At 63.2% G+C, this 17,910-nt stretch carries 14 protein-coding genes; 9 read left to right on the top strand and 5 right to left on the bottom strand.

Annotation, left to right across the window (positions count from 1 at the left end; genetic code table 11):
* The 5 genes from IB255_RS19745 to IB255_RS19725 form a co-directional block, all read right to left on the bottom strand.
* Window positions 1-192: a hypothetical protein gene (locus IB255_RS19745; RefSeq protein WP_138216809.1), complete on the bottom strand. Its 192-nt coding sequence runs from the start codon at window positions 190-192 to the stop codon at window positions 1-3.
* Window positions 189-1,340 carry a PepSY-associated TM helix domain-containing protein gene (locus IB255_RS19740; protein WP_081518215.1) on the bottom strand — a complete coding sequence of 384 codons (1,152 nt, stop codon included), beginning with the start codon at window positions 1,338-1,340 and terminating at the stop codon, window positions 189-191. Before IB255_RS19740 ends, IB255_RS19745 begins: the two co-directional genes overlap by 4 nt.
* Before the next feature lie 18 nt (window positions 1,341-1,358).
* A complete protein-coding gene (locus IB255_RS19735; RefSeq protein WP_225594930.1) occupies window positions 1,359-3,767 on the bottom strand; it encodes a TonB-dependent receptor in 2,409 nt (802 codons plus the stop codon).
* 124 nt (window positions 3,768-3,891) lie between these two features.
* Entirely contained in the window at window positions 3,892-4,830 is a 939-nt protein-coding gene (locus IB255_RS19730; RefSeq protein ID WP_192210727.1) for a FecR domain-containing protein, read from the bottom strand.
* On the bottom strand, window positions 4,827-5,333 hold the full coding sequence (locus tag IB255_RS19725) for a sigma-70 family RNA polymerase sigma factor (protein WP_192210726.1): 507 nt from the start codon (window positions 5,331-5,333) through the stop codon (window positions 4,827-4,829). The genes IB255_RS19730 and IB255_RS19725 overlap by 4 nt, the downstream gene beginning before the upstream one ends.
* 527 nt (window positions 5,334-5,860) lie before the next feature.
* Between IB255_RS19725 and tssB the strand changes: the two genes are divergently transcribed.
* The 9 genes from tssB (at window position 5,861) to IB255_RS19680 (ending at window position 17,874) form a co-directional block, all read left to right on the top strand.
* Window positions 5,861-6,370 carry a type VI secretion system contractile sheath small subunit gene (gene tssB / locus IB255_RS19720; RefSeq protein WP_081518212.1) on the top strand — a complete coding sequence of 170 codons (510 nt, stop codon included), beginning with the start codon at window positions 5,861-5,863 and terminating at the stop codon, window positions 6,368-6,370.
* Window positions 6,371-6,380: 10 nt separating this feature from the next.
* A complete protein-coding gene (gene tssC, locus IB255_RS19715; protein WP_081518211.1) occupies window positions 6,381-7,919 on the top strand; it encodes a type VI secretion system contractile sheath large subunit in 1,539 nt (512 codons plus the stop codon).
* Between the two features lie 21 nt (window positions 7,920-7,940).
* Window positions 7,941-9,293: a type VI secretion system baseplate subunit TssK gene (tssK, locus tag IB255_RS19710; protein WP_192210725.1), complete on the top strand. Its 1,353-nt coding sequence runs from the start codon at window positions 7,941-7,943 to the stop codon at window positions 9,291-9,293.
* The gene (gene tssL / locus IB255_RS19705; RefSeq protein ID WP_192210724.1) at window positions 9,290-9,961 is read left to right on the top strand and encodes a type VI secretion system protein TssL, short form; all 672 of its coding nucleotides are present in this window, start codon (window positions 9,290-9,292) and stop codon (window positions 9,959-9,961) included. The genes tssK and tssL overlap by 4 nt, the downstream gene beginning before the upstream one ends.
* A gap of 2 nt (window positions 9,962-9,963) precedes the next feature.
* Entirely contained in the window at window positions 9,964-11,724 is a 1,761-nt protein-coding gene (locus tag IB255_RS19700) for an OmpA family protein (protein WP_318652766.1), read from the top strand.
* Between the two features lie 12 nt (window positions 11,725-11,736).
* Window positions 11,737-12,228, top strand: a complete 492-nt coding sequence (locus tag IB255_RS19695) for an Hcp family type VI secretion system effector (protein WP_017519252.1) — start codon at window positions 11,737-11,739, stop codon at window positions 12,226-12,228.
* Between the two features lie 149 nt (window positions 12,229-12,377).
* Window positions 12,378-15,032 carry a type VI secretion system ATPase TssH gene (gene tssH, locus IB255_RS19690; protein WP_192210723.1) on the top strand — a complete coding sequence of 885 codons (2,655 nt, stop codon included), beginning with the start codon at window positions 12,378-12,380 and terminating at the stop codon, window positions 15,030-15,032.
* Window positions 15,022-17,382 (top strand): type VI secretion system Vgr family protein, encoded by a 2,361-nt coding sequence (locus IB255_RS19685; protein ID WP_192210722.1) that lies wholly within the window; start codon window positions 15,022-15,024, stop codon window positions 17,380-17,382. Before tssH ends, IB255_RS19685 begins: the two co-directional genes overlap by 11 nt.
* An 18-nt stretch (window positions 17,383-17,400) precedes the next feature.
* Window positions 17,401-17,874 carry a hypothetical protein gene (locus IB255_RS19680; protein ID WP_139791570.1) on the top strand — a complete coding sequence of 158 codons (474 nt, stop codon included), beginning with the start codon at window positions 17,401-17,403 and terminating at the stop codon, window positions 17,872-17,874.
* Window positions 17,875-17,910: the final 36 nt, after the last annotated feature.

The following is a 17,910-nucleotide window of genomic DNA, read 5'->3' as shown; positions in this document are numbered from 1 at the left end:
TCAGCGTGGCTCCTTGGGACGACGGGGCATTCTCATCCATACAAAGACGATCAGCAGCAGCGGAACACCAAGGGAAATCCACGACAGCAGGTCGAAAACCCCATCGCCCAGCAGCGCCGAGAGCAGCCCGAAGGTGCTCAGCACGGCCAGCGCGACGGGCCAGCGGAAGATCATCCAGAGTCCGCGTCTCATGCCTTTACCTCCGTCGCCAGGCCGCCGGAATCCAGTTCCGCCAGGCGCTTCTCGATGGGCGTGCGACGCCGGCCGAGCCACAGGTACAGGCCGCTGGCGAGTATGACGATGCTGACGATATCCAGCAGTGCCCAGACGATCTTCAGCGGCATGCCGCCGTAATCGCCGAAGTGCAGTGGTTGGGATAGCAGCAGGGTCTTCACGTACAGCGGCATTTCGCGCATGTCGGTCAATTCGCCGGTTTCGGCATCCACCAGCGCGGGCTTGAGCAGGCGTTCGGTCAGCGGGGTGTTGCCACGCATGAATACCGCGTAATGGTGCTGGCTGCTGAACTGCGTGCCGGGGAAGCCGACGAAGCTGGGCTTCATGTCCGGCGCCGCCTGGCGGGCGGTTTCGATGGCCTTGTGCAGCGAGCCGAGCTGTTCCAGCGGCGGCAAGTCCTTGTAGGGCGCGGTCATCTCGGCCAACTGGCCGCCTTGCCAGAGCATGAGGATCGGCAGCGCCAGGGTGTTGATCACTCCAGTGACGCCCACCACCAGCACCCAGGCGAGAGTGACGATACCCAGCACGTTGTGCAGGTCCAGCCACTTCAGTCGAGAGCTGCGCTGCGAGCGCACGGTGGCGAAGTCCAGCTTGCGCATGAAGGGCGTGTAGACCACCACGCCGGACACCAGCGAGGCTACCAGCAGCAGACCCATGAAACCCAGGAACAGGTAGCCGGGCAGGCCCATGAACAGGTCGGTGTGCAGCTTGAGCATGATGTACATGAAGCCGCCCGGTGGTGGCAGCGGATCGAAGAACTCCCCGGTGCGCGCGTCGAACGGCTGGATGTGGCCATTCTCCGGCGGCGGCACCAGGGTCGGAGCGGTGAGGACCGCGCCCAGCGGATCGTCCTGCTCCCAGAACACGAAGCGCACCACTTCGCCGGGCCGCTTGGCCAGGGCGCGAGCCACCACGTCGTCGTAGTCGATCTTCGGCGACTGCTCGGTGAGCGGCTTGAGCTCCGGGTGCGGCTCGAAGTAGTGCTCGATCTCTTCGTGGAAGATCAGCGGCAGGCCCGTGAGGCAGAGCATCAGCAGGAACACCGTGGAGATCAGGCTGGTCCACTTGTGCACCAGGTACCAGGTGCGGAGGGCTTTGGCGGTCATCGTCAGGCTCTTTCTTCGTTAGAAGTCCACGCTCGCGGACAACTGCAGGGTGCGTCCCTCGCCCAGGTACAGGTACCCGGCGGTGGAAGTGCCCCAGTAGTCCTTGTCGAACACGTTATCCAGGTTGGCGCGCAACACCACCGGCTTGCCGAGAGTGTCGAAGCGGTAACGCGCGCCCAGGTCCAGGCGCCACCAGTCGGGGATGCTCAGGCTGTTGGCCTGGTCCACGTACTGCTCGTCGGTGTAGATCGTGCGGGCGGTGACGGTCAGGCCGGGCACCTGGGTGATGTCGTACTCGCCGCCGAGGTTCAGCTGCTTGCGCGGCACGCCGATGCCATCGTTGCCGTCGTACTGGCCGTCCTGGGTCTTGGTCAGCTTGGCCTGGGTATAGGACGCGCCGCCGAGCAGGCGCACGCCTTCGGTTACCTCGCCGAACAGGCTCAGTTCAAGGCCACGGTTGCGCTGTTCTCCACCTCTGGTGAAGCGGCCGTTGTCGTTGACGCTGTTCGGGCGCTTGATCTCGAACGCGGCCAGGGTCGCGCCGAAGCCGTCCCACTCGCCCTTGATGCCGACTTCCTTCTGTTTGGAGACATAGGGCGAGAGCATTTCGCCGGCGTTGATGCTGCCGATGGGGGCGGTTTCGCCCGGGCTCAGGCCCTCGATGTAGTTGGCATAGAGCGAAATGTTTTCCCACGGCTTGACCACGATGCCGCCCATCGGTGTGGTCTCTTCCTCGTCGTAGCCGTTGCCCACCGGGGTGCCAACGTTCATCTCGAAGTTCTGCGATTCCACGCGCTGCTTGCGCGCTCCGAGGGTCAGTTCGACGCGGCCGTCGAGGATCGACAAGGTGTCGGCCAGCGCGTAGCTGGTGAGGGTCTGGGCCGTGTACTTCTGCACATTCTTCGGATAGCCGTCCGTGCTCGGCGTGCCTTCGTAGACCGGGTTGTAGATATTCGACGCACGCGACGGGAAGGCGGTGTAGAGGAAGAAGATGTCCGAGTTCTGCACCACGCGGGTCGCGCCGAAGTTCAGCCGGTGCTCCACCGGTCCGGTGTTGAAGGTGCTGCGCAGGCCCGCCTCGGCAGAGTGCGAGCCAACGTCGTAGACCTGCCAGGCCGGGCTGGAAACGAAGTCGCCGTCGTTGCCCATGAGCACCGGGTTGCCGGCCAGCGCATCCATCTCGCTGCGCCGGTCGCCATAGCCGGCGTAGCCGGTCAGCCAGTCAGTGAGGTCGTATTCGCCGCGCACCACCAGGGTCCGGTCGATCATTTCGGAATCGCCGTAGCCGGGGTAGTTCAGATCGTTGTCCGGGGCGTGGGGAATCTTCGTCACACCGGGGCCGACGGAGAACTGGCGGACCACGTTGGTGATGTCCTCGCGCTGCCAGATGTAATCGGCGGACAGGCGCAGGCGCTCGCCGGCGTAGTCCAGGCCAAGGGAGCCCAGGCCGTCTTCCAGTTCCTGTTTGTCGATGGTGGTGTCGCCATTGCGGTACACGCCGTTGAAGCGCACGCCGAATTCCTTGCTCTCACCGAAGCGACGGCCGACGTCGATATGGGTTCCGAACACCGAATCCGACAGGTAGTCCATGGTCACACGAGTCAGCGGTTCGTCGCCGGCGCGCTTGGTCACCAGATTCACCGCGCCACCGACGTTGCCGCTGGGAGGCATGCCGTTGAGCATGGTGCTCGGGCCCTTGACCACCTCCACGCGTTCGGCCATTTCCACCGGGACGCGGAAGAATGGCGCCAGGCCGTACATGCCGTTGAGCGCGACGTCCGCGCTGACCACCGGGAAGCCGCGCAGGGAGAAGTCCTCGTTGAGGTTGGTGCGCGCACTACCGATCTGCGCCGATGGCTCGTTGCTCAGTACATCGGCGACGCTGCGCGCTTGCTGGTCCTGGATAGTCTTCTCGGTGTAGCTGGTGATGCTGAAGGGCGCATCCATCAGATCAGTGTTGCCCAGCAGACCGAGGCGTCCACCGCGCGCCACCTGGCCGCCGGCGTACTCGGCGGGCAGGTCTTCAGGGCCGGCCGCCTGGCCGGTGATCAGCGAAGGCTGCATCTGCAGGGCATCGGGGCTGGGCGAACGGATCAGAGTGAAAGTGCCGTCGCCGCGCTGCTCCAGCTCCAGGCCGCTGCCTTGCAGCAGCCGCTCCAGGGCGCTTCGGGTCGAGTAGTCGCCGCTCAGGCCAGGGCTCTGCAGGCCATCGGTCAGCGTCGGGTCGAAGGACAGGTGCACGCCGGTCTCGGCGGCAAACGATGCCAGGGCGCGACCCAAGGGGCCGGGGGCGATGCTGTAGCTGCGCACTTCGCTGGCAGCCGGCGCGGCCGTCACTGGCGTCGCCACGGCAACCGCCAGGGAGAAGAGGGCGGTGCGTACCGCCAGGGAAAGCGAAGAGGGTTGCGCGTGTCGATTGCTGGACATGGACGGGGTACCTTCGGGCCTCTGCGGGCTTCGTGTCGGGAGATGTTCCCCTGTTGCCAGCTGAAGTGAGAAAAAGTCTCACTTCTTTTTGAAAATATTTTGCATCAACGCCCGGCGCTTGTCTTCAGGCGGCTGAAAGGGTGATCCAGAAGTCCGTCATCCGGCGGATCCGCAAGGGGTAGGTGGACTGGAGCATCGCCAGCGCAAGGTTGCTGTCCAGCAGGGGAAAAGCCCCGGATACCGCCAGATCTGCCACGGCGGGGGCGCAACGCAGCAGGCCATGGCGGTAGCGACTCAGCTCGCCCAGCAATGTCTGCAGGGGCATGCGGTCGGCCATCAGCATGCCGTGGGTCCAGGCATCCGGGCTGGGGGATGGTACGGCGGCGTTGATACTTCCTGCCGACAGCAGTACTGACTCCCCGGCGCCCAGCCATTGGCTGAGGCCCTGCAGCGGCGCCACTTCGACGCGACCGTGAACGACGGAGACGCTGGTTGAGGTGTCGCCCTGACGCACGTTGAAGCGCGCCTCGCGGGTATGCACCCGGCCTTCGCGGGTTGTGACCAGAAATGGCCGGCTGTCCGCACGCGCATCGAGGAATATCTCCCCGCGCAGCAGACGCACCAGGCGCTGTGCCGGGGTGAAGGCGATGTCCACCGCGCTGTCGGTGTTGAGCGTCAGCAGGCTGCCATCGGGTAGCGGCAACTTGCGCTGCTCGCCGATCCCGGTGTGCTGGTCGGCGCTCCAGTCCTGCCAGGGCTGGGTCCGCCAGGCGGCCAGGCCGACCGGAGCGACGGCCAACAGCACCGCCAGTTGCTTGAGGGCGCGCCGGCGATCCAGCGTGCGTTCGCGGCCCAGTGTCGGCATCGCCAGCGCCGGAGGCAGGCTGCCAAGGTGGCCAAGCAGACGTTCGGCACGATCCCAGGCTCGCGCGTGTTGCGGGCTCTGGCGTTGCCAGTCGACGCAGGCGCGGCGGTTTTCCTCGCTGGCATCCTGCTGCAGGCGTACCAGCCAGTCCGCCGCCTCGTCGAGGATACGCGCGGCGATAGGCTCGGCGGTGCTCATTCCATCAGCTCCAGGCAATGGCGAAAGGCCTGCTGCATATAGCGCTTCACCGACCCCAGGGATACGCCAAGGCGCTCGGCGATGGCCTCGTACTTCAGCCCCTCGACCTGCGCCAGCAGGAAGGCCTGGCGAACAGGCTCGGGTAGGCGGGCGAGGAGGGCATCCACCTCGTGCAGGGTTTCCAGCACGAGGTAACGCTGCTCCGGCGAGGGCGCCAGCTCTTCGGGCAGATTGGCGAGCGCTTCGAGGTAGGCGCGTTCCAGCGACTGGCGCTGGAACCAATTGATCATCAGCCCCTTGGCCACCGTGGTGAGGTACGCGCGCGGCTCGCGGGCATCCAGCACCCGGCGTGAGCCGAGCAGGCGCGTGAAGGTGTCCTGGGCCAGGTCGGCGGCCTGTTCATGGCAGCCCAGGCGACGACGCAGCCAGCCTTGCAGCCAGCCGTGATGGTGCTGATAGAGCTCACTGACGGCGGCGTGGAGAGGAGTGTCGACCGAGGACATGGCAGAACTTTTATCATTTGAGAATGCTTCTCATGATAGTGGCTGCCGAGGGCGGCTCACAAGCCCCGCTCAGGTTGAATACCGGAATTGGCGTCCAGTTGTCGAAGCGAGGCAGAACTCAAGCGGGGTTTCGAGAGCAAAGAAATCTCCGAACTGCCCTCTGAAAAATGAGCAGTACGATTTTTCTTGCGACAACTTGTCGTCCTGGGGATTTGAAAATCTACTTATATGAAGGGATTTCTGAATTGACTTTGTAGGGCCTTTCCTAAATTTGATTGCGCTCTGTAAGTGGGGTTGAATTAGAGAATCATTGTGGCAGCCTTGCAGAGTTTCCAGATTGAAATAACCCCCTAAACGTTCTCGGGGAAGTCTGATTCCATGATGATTTAGTTGAATGTTGGGGTCGATAAATAAGTCTGTTTCCCTGATTCGTTTGAGTGTCCGTTTCGTCGCGTATATCGACCGCATTTCAGATGCCGGTCGCGGTGCGTGCTTGCATTGGCAAAAGGATTTTAAGGCAGGTAATCATGGCATCCGATAGTTTTCAGAATGAAGTTCCAAAGGCTCGCGTCAATATAAAGCTCGATCTGCATACAGGCGGCGCACAAAAGAAAGTCGAATTGCCGCTGAAGTTGCTGATGCTGGGTGACTACAGTAACGGTCGGGAGCACCGTCCGCTGTCGGAGCGCAGCAAGGTCGATATCAACAAGAACAACTTCAACAGTGTGCTGGGCGAGTTCCATCCCAATGTGAAACTGGCGGTTCCCAATACACTGGCCGGCGATGGTTCCGATACCAGCGTCGAACTCACTTTCCGCCACATGAAGGACTTCGAGCCGGAGCAGGTGGCCCGCCAGTTGCCCGAACTGCGTGCTCTGCTGGCGATGCGCAACCTGCTGCGCGACCTCAAGTCGAACCTCCTGGACAACGTCACTTTCCGTCGCGAGCTCGAGCGAATCCTCAAGGATGACGCCCTGAGCAACGAACTGCGCGCCGAACTGGCCGCGCTGGCTCCGCACGACGACGCAAAACAATAAGGAGAGTGACATGTCCGTAGAAACCAGCACCGCATCCGCCGCTGGCAGCACCGTCCTGACCCGTGATGGGCAGGGTGTCTATGCCACGCTGTTCGACAAGATCAACCTCAGCCCGGTGTCTTCCCTGACCGATATCGAGGTCTTCCAGAATACCGATGCGCTTTCCGATGTATCCGCCGACGAGCGCGTCACCGCAGCGGTCAGTGTCTTCCTCGACCTGCTCAAGCGCTCTTCGCAGAAGGTCGAACGCCTCGACAAGACCCTGCTGGATGAGCACATTGCCCAATTGGACGGGCAGATCAGCCGCCAGTTGGATGCGATCATGCATCACCCGGACTTCCAGCGTGTCGAGTCCACCTGGCGCGGTGTGAAGTCGCTGATCGACCAGACCGATTTCCGTCGCAACGTGCGCATCGAGTTGCTGGATATCAGCAAGGACCATCTGGTGCAGGATTTCGAGGACGCCCCCGAGATCGCTCAGAGCGGTCTGTACGTCCACGCTTATACCCAGGAGTACGACACCCCCGGCGGCGAACCGATCGCGGCGGCAATCTCCAACTACGAGTTCGATCGGGGTCCGCAGGATATCGCGCTGCTGCGCAGCATTTCCAAGGTGGCGGCGGCGGCGCACATGCCGTTCATTGGCGCTGTCGGGCCGGCCTTCTTCGGCAAGGACACCATGGAGGAAGTGGCAGCAATCAAGGACATCGGCAACTACTTCGATCGCGCCGAGTACCTGAAATGGAAGTCGTTCCGCGATTCCGATGATGCCCGTTACATCGGCCTGACCATGCCGCGAGTACTTGGGCGTCTGCCCTATGGGCCGGATACCGTGCCGGTGCGCAGCTTCAACTACATCGAAAGCGTAAAGGGCCCGGACCACGACAAATACCTCTGGACCAATGCGTCCTTCGCCTTCGCCGCCAATATGGTGAAGAGCTTCATCAACAACGGCTGGTGCGTGCAGATTCGCGGTCCACAGGCGGGCGGGGCAGTCACCGACCTGCCGATCCACCTCTATGACCTGGGCACCGGCAACCAGGTGAAGATTCCCTCGGAAGTGATGATTCCGGAGACCCGTGAATTCGAGTTCGCCAACCTCGGTTTCATTCCGCTTTCGTACTACAAGAACCGTGACTACGCCTGTTTCTTCTCCGCCAACAGCGCACAGAAACCGGCGTTGTACGAGACCGCCGATGCCACCGCGAACAGCCGCATCAACGCACGCCTGCCGTACATCTTCCTGCTCTCGCGCATCGCTCACTACCTGAAGCTGATCCAGCGCGAAAACATCGGCACCACCAAGGATCGTCGCGTCCTGGAGTTGGAGCTGAACAACTGGATCCGTGGGCTTGTCACCGAGATGACCGACCCCAGCGACGACCTGCAGGCATCGCACCCGCTGCGCGATGCCAAGGTGACAGTGGAAGACATCGAGGACAACCCCGGTTTCTTCCGTGTGAAGCTCTATGCCATCCCGCATTTCCAGGTGGAAGGCATGGACGTCAACCTGTCGCTGGTCTCGCAGATGCCCAAGGCAAAAGCCTAAGCGTCGTCACGGAAGACATTCATGAAGATCGACCGCCCCTTATGGGCTGCGGGGGCCTTGCTGTCCCCGCAGCAATTCCAGCAACAGGCACGCTGGGAGGCCTGGACCAACGAATGTGTGGCCCGCATGTCGTGGGTCCACCCCTGGGGGGTGCAGGCTGTAGTGTTCGACTATGACGCGCTGCGGCTGGGCAGGCTCAAGGCTGCCCGGCTGCGGGTGCGGCTCCCGGACGGGACCCTGATCGACAGCGACATGGCCGACCGCCTGCCGCCCGCGCTGGATCTTGCCCGTCTCCCCGAGCAGGAAATGGTCGCCACCTTGCTGCTGGCGTTGCCGCTGGAGCATGCCAATGGCGGTAATTGCCAGATCGGGGAGGGCAAGCCAGCCCAGCTGATTCGCTATCGCCAGGACTGGCGGCGCGTGCAGGATCACTACGGCGACGAGTCCGAGTCCATGGCCGCGCTGGAGCACATCCTGTCGTTACGCCTGGGCAGCGACGAAAACGCCGAGTACCTGACCTGTCCGGTGGCCCGGGTGCAGCGAGACGGGCAGGGGACCTGGACGCTGGACCCTTCGTTCGTTCCGCCTCTGCTCAGCTTCGATGGGCATCTGCCGTTGCTGGAACAGCTGGACAACCTTATGACCCAGCTGGCCGCCAAGCGCAGTCGCCTGATGGGCATGCGTCGCGAGAGCAATCAGCGCATGGCCGACTTCGCCGTGGCGGATGTCTCGCTGTTCTGGCTGCTAAACGCATTGAACAGCTACCAGCCGGTTCTGGCGGACCTCCTTGCGCATCCGGGGCGGCATCCGGAGCTGGTCTACCTGGAACTGATCAAGCTTGCGGGGAGCTTGCTCACCTTCTCGCTTGAGCATGACATCAGCGCCATTCCCGCCTACCGGCATGAACAGCTGGAAGCGGTGTTCCCGCCGCTTTTCAGGCTGATCTCCACGCTGTTGGAAGCCAGCCTGCCGTCGCGCGTCATCGCTCTCGACCTCGAGAGGCCCACCGCGAACCGCTGGCAAGTGGCCTTGCACGACGGACGCCTGCGTGAAGCCGACGGCGCTGACTTCTACCTGTCGGTGCGTTCCAGTGTGCCGGCGGCGCAAATCCAGAGCCAGTTCCCCAGGCTGTGCAAAGTGGGGAGCCCCGATGAAGTCGATCACCTCGTCAACGTGGCGCTCGACGGCGTTCCGCTGCTGCCGCTGAGCCACGTCCCCGCCGCCATACCGGTTCGCCTGGGCAACCAGTACTTCGCCCTCGATCTGAACCATCCCATGGGGCGCGCCATGTTGTCCTCGGGCACCTGTGCACTCTATGTCCCCGGCACGCTCGGGGACGTCCAGCTTGATCTGTTCGCGGTGCTGCGCTCATGACGAAGGTGCTCGGGAAATCCAGCAGCGTTGATATCGATGCGCTTCTGCAGGACAGCTATCTGCTGGTCGTCGAACTGCAGCAGGGCGCCGTGGCGAAAGATGGCGAGGCCTTGTGGAAGCACTGCGCAGCGCGGATCGAAACCTGCCGCAACAGCCTCATCGAAGCCGGCATGAGCCAGCGCGCGATCAACCAGATCAGCTATGCGCAATGTGCGCTGCTCGATGAGATGGTGTTGCGCAAGGCCAGCGCCGAGACGCGTTCGGTCTGGAGCGCGAAGCCCCTGCAGGCGCACTTCTTCAACCGTCATCAGGCCGGCGAACAACTCTACGAAGACATGCGCGAAGCCCTCGCCGAGCCGGCGCCGGACCTGCGTGTTCTGACCTGCTATCAGCGTGTGCTGATGCTGGGCTTCCTGGGGCGCTACGAGCAGCAGGACGACCCGGAGCGCGAGCGCCTGCTGAACGCGCTGAATGAGCAAGTGAAACCCTTTGGTGCGGCTGGCAAAGTCCCGCTACTGGTCCGCGCGAGCGGTGGTAGCTGGCGTCGCTGGCTGGGCGAGTCCTGGCTCCACCTGACGGTGGCTGCTGTGCTGCTGGTGGGCTTGTGGCTGGTATTACAGCGCCTGCTGCTCGATACCGTCGCTACCCTGCTGCCGGGCCAGGTGTAGAAATGCCCATGCAGCTCAAATGGATGCGCGCGCTGTGGCTTTGGGCCGGGGTACTGGGGCTGGTCCTGACGCTGGCGATATTTCCCTGGTCGCCCTGGCAGCGCGTCATCTCGGCATCGCTTGTCCTTCTGCTGGTAGTACTCGGCTGGTTGTATGCCGGTCGTGTGGCCTCACGCCAGCGTCAGACCATGGTAATGGCCAAAGGGTGCGCGTTGCCCTCGGCAGAATTTCGTCAGCCAGTCGTCGTTGTCTGTGGCGATGGGTTGCATGCCTTGTTCGGCGATGCGCCGGCTGAGCAACTGGTCGTGCGGGTGGCGGAGCAAGGCTGTTACGTGCGGGTGCCGGCCCTCGAGCGCCTGTCATCCATCGTCGAGTATCTGCTGGCGAACCGACCGCACTGGGCGGGGCAGATCAGTGCCTTCTACATCGTCAATCCCGCTGAGCGACCGGACCAGGCCCTGCTGGCGGGGAGCATTCAGTCGTTTCGTCTTCAGGTCTCTCGCGTTCGCCGCAGTGGCGTGGCGCTGCCGATTCTGCTGGGAAGCTATCTGCAGGCGGCGCGCAGCGAGAGCTCGTGGTTCACCTGCGAGGTGGACCACGAAGGGCTGGCGGTTCTCGATGGTTCGGCCAGCGTGCCGTTGGATCACTGGCAACAGAGCTGTACAGATATCCCTTCGCGCGCGCAGCGTATGCGCCTGTGCGTCGAGGCCGAAAGCCTGGCGAGCTGGCTGGCGAATGCGGTACTGCCGCACCTGTCGTCCCGAGTGGCCAAGGTTTCTCCGTGTCTCCCGGTCGCCTGCGCCATGGCACTGGTTCCCGGCTCGTCGGCTGCGCCCCCCGGCAATTTGTGGTCGAGCTGGGTACATGAGCGGACTGCACTGGAGCCGTTGTCGGCCTCCGAAACCGGTAGCCGGGTAACCCAGCCATTCCCTGATCCCTTCCTGGCCTCGTTGCCTCGACAACCCGGCCTCACTCCAACCCGGCGGACCCTGCTGCGTGCAGTGTGGGTGTTCGTTCTCGCGGGCGTCGTCGCGTTGTGCAGTTCGGCTTGGCAGAACGTTCTCCTGCTTCGCCAGGTTATCGACGACCTGCGCCGCTACCAGACAATCCCCGAGCCTTCTACGTTGGATCAGCCCGAGCACGGCCTCCGGGAACGGGCGATGGCCGTCCTGCGCAAGGATGCTGCCCGGCTGGATCGCTATTACCGCGAAGGCGAACCCCTGTCTCTCGGACTTGGCCTGTACACGGCGGAGCGGATTCGCCCCCCGTTGCTGGCCGCCATCGCCGCCTACCGCGTGCCGATCGCCATCGTCCAGCCCGCGATGAAGATTCCCGACCCCGTCCGGCTCGACAGCCTCTCGCTGTTCGGCAGCGGTAGTGCCGAGCTCAAGCCGGGCTCGACCAAGGTGCTGGTCAACGCGTTGGTGGACATCAAGGCGCAGCCGGGCTGGCTGATCGTAATCGCCGGGCACACCGACTCCACCGGTGACGACGCGCGCAACCTGGCGCTGTCACGGAATCGCGCGGCTGCGGTCCGCGACTGGATGCAGAAGATGGGCGATCTGCCCGACAGCTGTTTCGCGGTGCAAGGCCATGGCGCCTCGCAACCCATCGCCAGCAATGACACACCGGCGGGCCGAGCGGCCAACCGCCGGGTCGATATCCGTCTGGTGCCGGAAACGGGAGCCTGTGCGCTCCCGGCACAGGCACCGGAAGGACAACCCCAGTCGCCTCGTTACCAGGCGACGCTTTCCAACCAGTAGAAGGAACTTCCCATGGCAATTCCCGTTTACCTGTGGCTGAAAGACGACGGCGGCGCGGACATCAAAGGTTCGGTCAACGTCCAGAGCCGCGAAGGCAGTGTCGAAGTCGTGGCCCAGGATCACAGCCTGTACATCCCCACCGACAACAACACCGGCAAGCTGACTGGCACCCGCATCCACACGCCCTTCAAGTTCACCAAGGAAATCGATGCCTCCAGCCCGTACTTCTACAAGGCGGTGAGCTCCGGCCAGACCCTCAAGAGCGCCGAGTTCAAGTGGTACCGCATCGATGACGCCGGCCAGGAGGTCGAGTACTTCAACACTCTCCTGGAGAACGTCAAGGTCGTGAAAGTCGCGCCGAAAATGCACGACATCAAGGACCCGTCCAAGGAGAAGCACAACCACCTCGAAGAGGTGGAACTGCGCTACGAGAAGATCACCTGGACCTACAAGGACGGCAACATCATCCACGCCGATGCCTGGAACGAACGCCAGACCGCCTGACGTCGTTCGCTCGGCCATCGGGCTAGCCCGATGGCCGTGATCAGGCTGGCCGCCGGGGCTCCGGCGGCCAGCCACCTTCCCGAGACATCACCAGTGATTCGTCACTGCCGACTTTTGGCAGCGGCACCGTCACGAGCAAGGAACGCATCATGGGACAGCAGCCCGCCCACCTGCTTCGCCGCCTCAACCCTTACTGCGCCCAGGCACTGAGCGCAGCCGCCTCCCTCTGCCAGACCCGTGCCCACCCGGTCATCAGCATCGAACACTGGCTGCTCAAGCTGCTGGAGCAGGGCGAGGGCGATCTGACGCTGATCGCGCGGCGCTATGAGTGGGACCTGGACGGCATCTGGCAAGGTTTGCTGAACCATCTCGACAGCCTGCCGCGGCAGGTGCGCGGCAAGCCGCAGCTGGCTGACAAGCTGCAGCAGTTGATCAAGAACGCGTGGCTGCGCGCCTCACTGAATGAGGACAACCAGAGCCTGCGTTCGATCCACCTGCTCGCAGCGTTGCTCGAAACGCCGGCATTGCTGGAATGCGAAGCAGCGTGGCCGCTGTTGAGCCTCAGCGAAGTGCAGCTGGAGCGCCTGGTGCCCTGGCTGGACGAGCAGTCGGAAGAGCGGCCGCAGCAGCAGCGCGAGGCAGCCCTGGCCGAAATCCCGCGTACAGAACTGGCGGCGCCGAAAGACAAGCAGGACGCACTGCTCGCCATCCTCGACAAGTTCACCCAGGACGTCACCGCCAAGGCGCGGGAAGGACGTATCGACCCCGTCTACGGTCGGGACAATGAAATTCGCCAGGTGATCGATATCCTCGGTCGCCGGCGCAAGAACAACCCGATACTGGTGGGTGAGCCCGGCGTGGGCAAGACTGCGCTGGTCGAGGGCCTGGCCTTGCGCATCGCTGAAGGCAACGTGCCGGACAGCCTCAAGCCGGTGAGCGTACGCACCCTCGATCTCGGTCTGCTGCAGGCCGGCGCTGGCGTGAAAGGCGAGTTCGAGCAGCGCCTGAAGAATGTCATCGACGCTGTCCAGCAATCGCCCACGCCGATCCTGCTGTTCATCGACGAGGCCCACACCCTGATCGGCGCCGGCAACCAGGCCGGCGGCGCCGATGCCGCCAACCTGCTCAAGCCGGCCCTGGCCCGTGGCGAACTGCGTACCATCGCCGCCACCACCTGGTCCGAGTACAAGCAGTACTTCGAGCGCGACGCTGCCTTGGAGCGCCGCTTCCAGATGGTCAAGGTGGACGAGCCCGACGATGCCGGCGCCTGCCTGATGCTGCGCGGCCTGAAGTCCCGCTACGCCAGCTACCACGGCGTGCATATCCAGGATGAGGCGGTGCAGGCCGCCGTCACCCTGTCGCGGCGATTCCTCACCGGGCGACAACTACCCGACAAGGCCGTCGACCTGCTCGATACCGCCAGCGCCCGCGTGCGCATGGGGCTGGACTGCGAGCCCCAGGTCCTGGTGCAGGTCAAGGCCGAGCGTGCGGCCCTGGAGCTGGAGCGCCAGGCGCTGCAGCAGGATGCGCAATTGGCCGGCACCTGCGCCGGCGAGCGCCTGGAAGCGATAGCGATCAGCGAAGCCGATCTCTCGCAGCGCCAGGATCGTCTCGAACGGCAGTACCGGCGCGAGTGCGAGCTGACCCGGCAACTGCTGCAGGCGCGCCAGGCCGAGTCGCCCAACCATGCCCATATCGAATCGCTCAAGGCTCAACTGGCCGACGCCCAACAGGAACATCCATTACTGACATTGGACGTTGAAGCCCGCAGCGTCGCCGAGGTCATCGCCGACTGGACCGGTGTCCCCCTGGGCAGCTTGCTCAAGGACGAACAGGCCGGGCTGCTCGACCTGGAGCGTCGCCTCGGCGAGCGGGTCATCGGCCAGGACGGCCCGCTAGCGGCGCTGGCCCAGCGCCTGCGTGCCGCCAAGACCGGCCTGACCAGCGAGAACGCCCCGCTGGGCGTGTTCCTGCTGGTGGGCACCAGTGGCGTGGGCAAGACCGAAACCGCACTGGCACTCGCCGACTGCCTGTTCGCCGGCGAGAAATCGCTGATCACCCTCAACCTCTCCGAGTACCAGGAAGCCCACACCGTCAGCCAGCTCAAGGGCTCGCCGCCGGGGTACGTCGGCTACGGCCAGGGCGGCGTGCTCACCGAAGCCGTGCGCCAACGTCCGTACAGCGTGGTGCTGCTCGACGAAGTGGAGAAGGCCCACCGCGACGTACTCAACCTGTTCTACCAAGTCTTCGACCGCGGCTTCATGCGTGATGGGGAAGGGCGCGAGATCGACTTCCGCAACACGGTCATCCTGATGACCTCCAACCTCGGCAGCGATTGGCTGCAAACACTGGTCGACGAACAGCCCGACGCACCCGATAGCGCCCTGCAGGAACTGCTGCGCCCGGCCCTGCGCGACCACTTCCAGCCCGCGCTGCTGGCGCGCTTCCAGACGTTGATCTACCGCCCGCTGGATGCAACCGCGCTAAAGCGCATCGTCGCCATCAAGCTCGCCCAGGTCGCGCGCCGGCTGCAGCGTCACTACGGCCTGGAGTGCCGTGTCGGTGAGGGGCTGGAGGACGCATTGGTGGCTGCCTGCCTGCTGCCCGACAGCGGCGCCCGCAACATCGACAGCCTGCTCAACCAGCAGATCCTTCCCGTCCTCAGCCAGCAGTTGCTGCAGCGTCAGGCCACCCACCAGTCGAGCCGCTGGGTGAGCCTTGGCTACAGCGAAGAGGAGGGCGTCGTTCTGACATTCAGCGACAGCAATGGGGCTCACCAGAAGGAGTTGAACCATGCTCAATGAGCTGCGTACGTTCTTCGATCATTCCCGTCACAGCCTCGGGGTCCAGGGCGTTGTCGCGCCACTCGACGTGCTGGCGTTCAGCGGCAGCGAAGGATTGAGCCAGACCTTCGCCTACCGCATCGAATTCACCAGCACCGATCGCGACCTCGACGCCGACACCTTCCTGCTCAAGGACGCCAGCTTCAGCCTGCGCGCGCCGCCCGAACAATTGGGCATTCCCGGTTACACGCCGCCGATTGCCGCACCGCTGCGCACCTTGCACGGCAGCATCACCTCGTTCAAACGACTCTCCGGCTCGCGTGACGAAGCCCACTACGAAGTGACGCTCGAACCGCGCCTGAAACTGCTGGACCGCGCCCGCCAGTACCGTCTCTACCAGAACCAGAGCGTGCCGGAAATCGTCGAGCAGGTGCTGCGCCGCAACGAGTTCGAAGGACAGGACTTCCTCTTCGACCTGACCCGCGAATACCCGCAGCGCGAACAGGCGATGCAGTACGGTGAGGACGATCTGGCTTTCATCCAGCGCCTCACCGCCGAGGTCGGCATCTGGTACCGCTTCAGCATGGACGCGCGGCTGAAAATCGATGTGTGCAAATTCTCGGACGACCAGCGGCACTACCTCCCCGCGCCACCGTTGCCCTTGCGTCCGCTGTCGTCGCTGGAGGCCACCGGGCAGGATGCCGTGTGGAACCTCCAGATCAGCCATGCAGTCGTGCAGCAGCAGGTCAGCAACCGCGCCTACTACTACCGCGACGCCGGCGCGCAACTGGACGCCAGCATCGACCAGCTAAAATCGCCGAAAACCACCTACGGCGAGGCCTACCACTACGGCGAACCACACCAGAAGCTGGGCGACGCCTATGCCCAGGACGAAGACCTGGAAAGCGAGAGCGGCTACTTCTACGCACGCCTCGCGCACGAGCGCTATCTCAACCAGCGCATCCGCCTGACCGGCGCCACCAGCAGCCCGGCCATCGCCCCCGGCCAGGTACTGAAACTCGACGGCGCGCCACAAGCCTTCGCCTCCGGCGCGGTGATCGTACGCCTGCACAGCAGCGCCGCCCGCGACCGCAGCTATGAAGTGCAGTTCGAAGCCATACCCTACGCCGAACACATCTGCTTCCGCCCGGACGTACCGGCCAAACCGGTGATCGCCGGCACCATCCCGGCCCGCGTCACCAGCCCGGAGCCGAACGACCTGTACGGCCACATCGACATGGAAGGCCGCTACAAGTGCCACTTCCTGTTCGACCGCGACACCTGGCCCGCGGGGCGTGAGTCAATGTGGTTGCGCCTGGCGCGGCCCTATGCCGGCGACACCTACGGCCTGCACCTGCCTTTGATACAAGGCACCGAAGTACGCGTTGCCTTCGAAAACGGTGACCCGGACCGGCCCTACATCGCCCACGCCATCCATGACTCACAGCACCCCGACCACGTCACGCTGAAGAACTACAAGCGCAACGTCCTGCGCACACCGGCCAACAACAAGCTGCGCATGGATGACTCGCGGGGCAAGGAGCACATCAAGCTCAGTACCGAGTACAGCGGCAAGAGCCAGCTCAACCTCGGGCACCTGGTGAATGCGCAGCGACAGCAGCGCGGCGAAGGTTTCGAACTGCGCACCGATGGCTGGGGCGCGATACGCGCCGGGCGCGGGCTCTTTGTTTCGACTGATGTGCAGCCTGGTGCTCAAGGGCAGGTGCTCGACATGAACGCGGCAATTGCGCAGCTGGAAAGTGCCTTGGCATTGGCCAGATCGCTGGCGCAGGACGCTGAAGTTGCGCAGGCCGTCCCTGGCGACTGCTCCGCTCCGGACCAACTCATGAAGGTCGTGGATAACCTGAAAGGCGCTGGGCTTCTTGTATCGGCTCCGGCAGGAATGGCCTGTACCACGCCGAAAAATCTGCAATTGACCGCCGGTGAGAACCTGATTGCGACAGCGGGTGAGAGTGCCGACTTCAGTGTTTTAAAACGCTTCAGCCTCGCCGCTGGCCAGACTATTGGCCTATTCGCCAGGAAGTTAGGGATGAAGTTGGTAGCCAATCAAGGGGCAATCACGATACAGGCGCAAAACGACAAGTTGCAGATACTGGCTCGACAAGGTCTGGAAATCGCCAGTACTGAAGATGAAATAAAAATTACCGCGCAAAAGAAAATAACCCTGAATGCGGGTGGCAGTTATCTGGTGCTGGAGGCCGGTGCTATTCGGCTGGGGACTTCAGACTTGGAAGTCAAGGCGAGAATTAATCGCATGCCAGGCGAAACCATGCCCCTGGAAATGCCTGATATGTCCGTATTGACCGATTCCAAAACCCTTGGTCAGGGCTTCAAGGCCCACTCTGGCTGAGCTGACGGGAGAAAGGCTATGAACTCGGTTTTGCTCCGAATGACGTTATGGATTTCGCTGATTGTTTCGTCAGTACCTGGCGTGGCAGCACCCGAGGCGACGGTGACGGCGCCCGTAGGGATCCAAACTCTGACACTTGCCGAAGCGCTTTCAGCTTATCACGAGTCTGGCGATATAGAAGCCTTTCAATGTGTTCATGTTCCTGCCGGAAAAAACAATATGGCGCTCAAGGGCGCAAAGCCAGTCGCTGTTGAATTTGATGAAAAAATCTATCTGAGGATTAATGGGAAACTGTTGGGTGTGGCGCGGAATGGCTCTGGAAAGAAATATTCAAGCTTTTCAAGCGGTACCACCAAAGTGGATGTCTTCATAAAGAAAACAATAAATCCGAGTGAGTATGGGGAGTCTTCTGACCGATTGATGCGGCTGACAGTGGTCCATGGTGGGAAGAAGTTCTCACTCAAGACCTTCGGCGCTGCTTGCGGAATATGACGGGCAACTTGACCTGGCGATGGAGAAGGAGTTTCT

It is taken from the genome of Pseudomonas sp. PDM22, assembly GCF_014851965.1.
Taxonomy (GTDB): Bacteria; Pseudomonadota; Gammaproteobacteria; order Pseudomonadales; family Pseudomonadaceae; genus Pseudomonas.
Note: the sequence above shows the minus strand (reverse complement) of the source record. Positions and strands in the feature narration are given on the sequence as shown.

Bases quoted from the DNA above. Each gene is read 5' to 3' on its own strand.
- IB255_RS19700 (WP_318652766.1), top strand. From the start codon at position 9,964: ATGCCCATGCAGCTCAAATGGATGCGCGCGCTGTGGCTTTGGGCCGGG.
- IB255_RS19735 (WP_225594930.1), bottom strand. From the start codon at position 3,767: ATGTCCAGCAATCGACACGCGCAACCCTCTTCGCTTTCCCTGGCGGTA.
- tssH (WP_192210723.1), top strand. From the start codon at position 12,378: ATGGGACAGCAGCCCGCCCACCTGCTTCGCCGCCTCAACCCTTACTGC.
- IB255_RS19730 (WP_192210727.1), bottom strand. From the start codon at position 4,830: ATGAGCACCGCCGAGCCTATCGCCGCGCGTATCCTCGACGAGGCGGCG.
- tssC (WP_081518211.1), top strand. From the start codon at position 6,381: ATGTCCGTAGAAACCAGCACCGCATCCGCCGCTGGCAGCACCGTCCTG.
- IB255_RS19680 (WP_139791570.1), top strand. From the start codon at position 17,401: ATGAACTCGGTTTTGCTCCGAATGACGTTATGGATTTCGCTGATTGTT.
- IB255_RS19745 (WP_138216809.1), bottom strand. From the start codon at position 192: ATGAGACGCGGACTCTGGATGATCTTCCGCTGGCCCGTCGCGCTGGCC.
- IB255_RS19695 (WP_017519252.1), top strand. From the start codon at position 11,737: ATGGCAATTCCCGTTTACCTGTGGCTGAAAGACGACGGCGGCGCGGAC.
- tssB (WP_081518212.1), top strand. From the start codon at position 5,861: ATGGCATCCGATAGTTTTCAGAATGAAGTTCCAAAGGCTCGCGTCAAT.
- IB255_RS19725 (WP_192210726.1), bottom strand. From the start codon at position 5,333: ATGTCCTCGGTCGACACTCCTCTCCACGCCGCCGTCAGTGAGCTCTAT.
- tssL (WP_192210724.1), top strand. From the start codon at position 9,290: ATGACGAAGGTGCTCGGGAAATCCAGCAGCGTTGATATCGATGCGCTT.
- IB255_RS19685 (WP_192210722.1), top strand. From the start codon at position 15,022: ATGCTCAATGAGCTGCGTACGTTCTTCGATCATTCCCGTCACAGCCTC.
- IB255_RS19740 (WP_081518215.1), bottom strand. From the start codon at position 1,340: ATGACCGCCAAAGCCCTCCGCACCTGGTACCTGGTGCACAAGTGGACC.
- tssK (WP_192210725.1), top strand. From the start codon at position 7,941: ATGAAGATCGACCGCCCCTTATGGGCTGCGGGGGCCTTGCTGTCCCCG.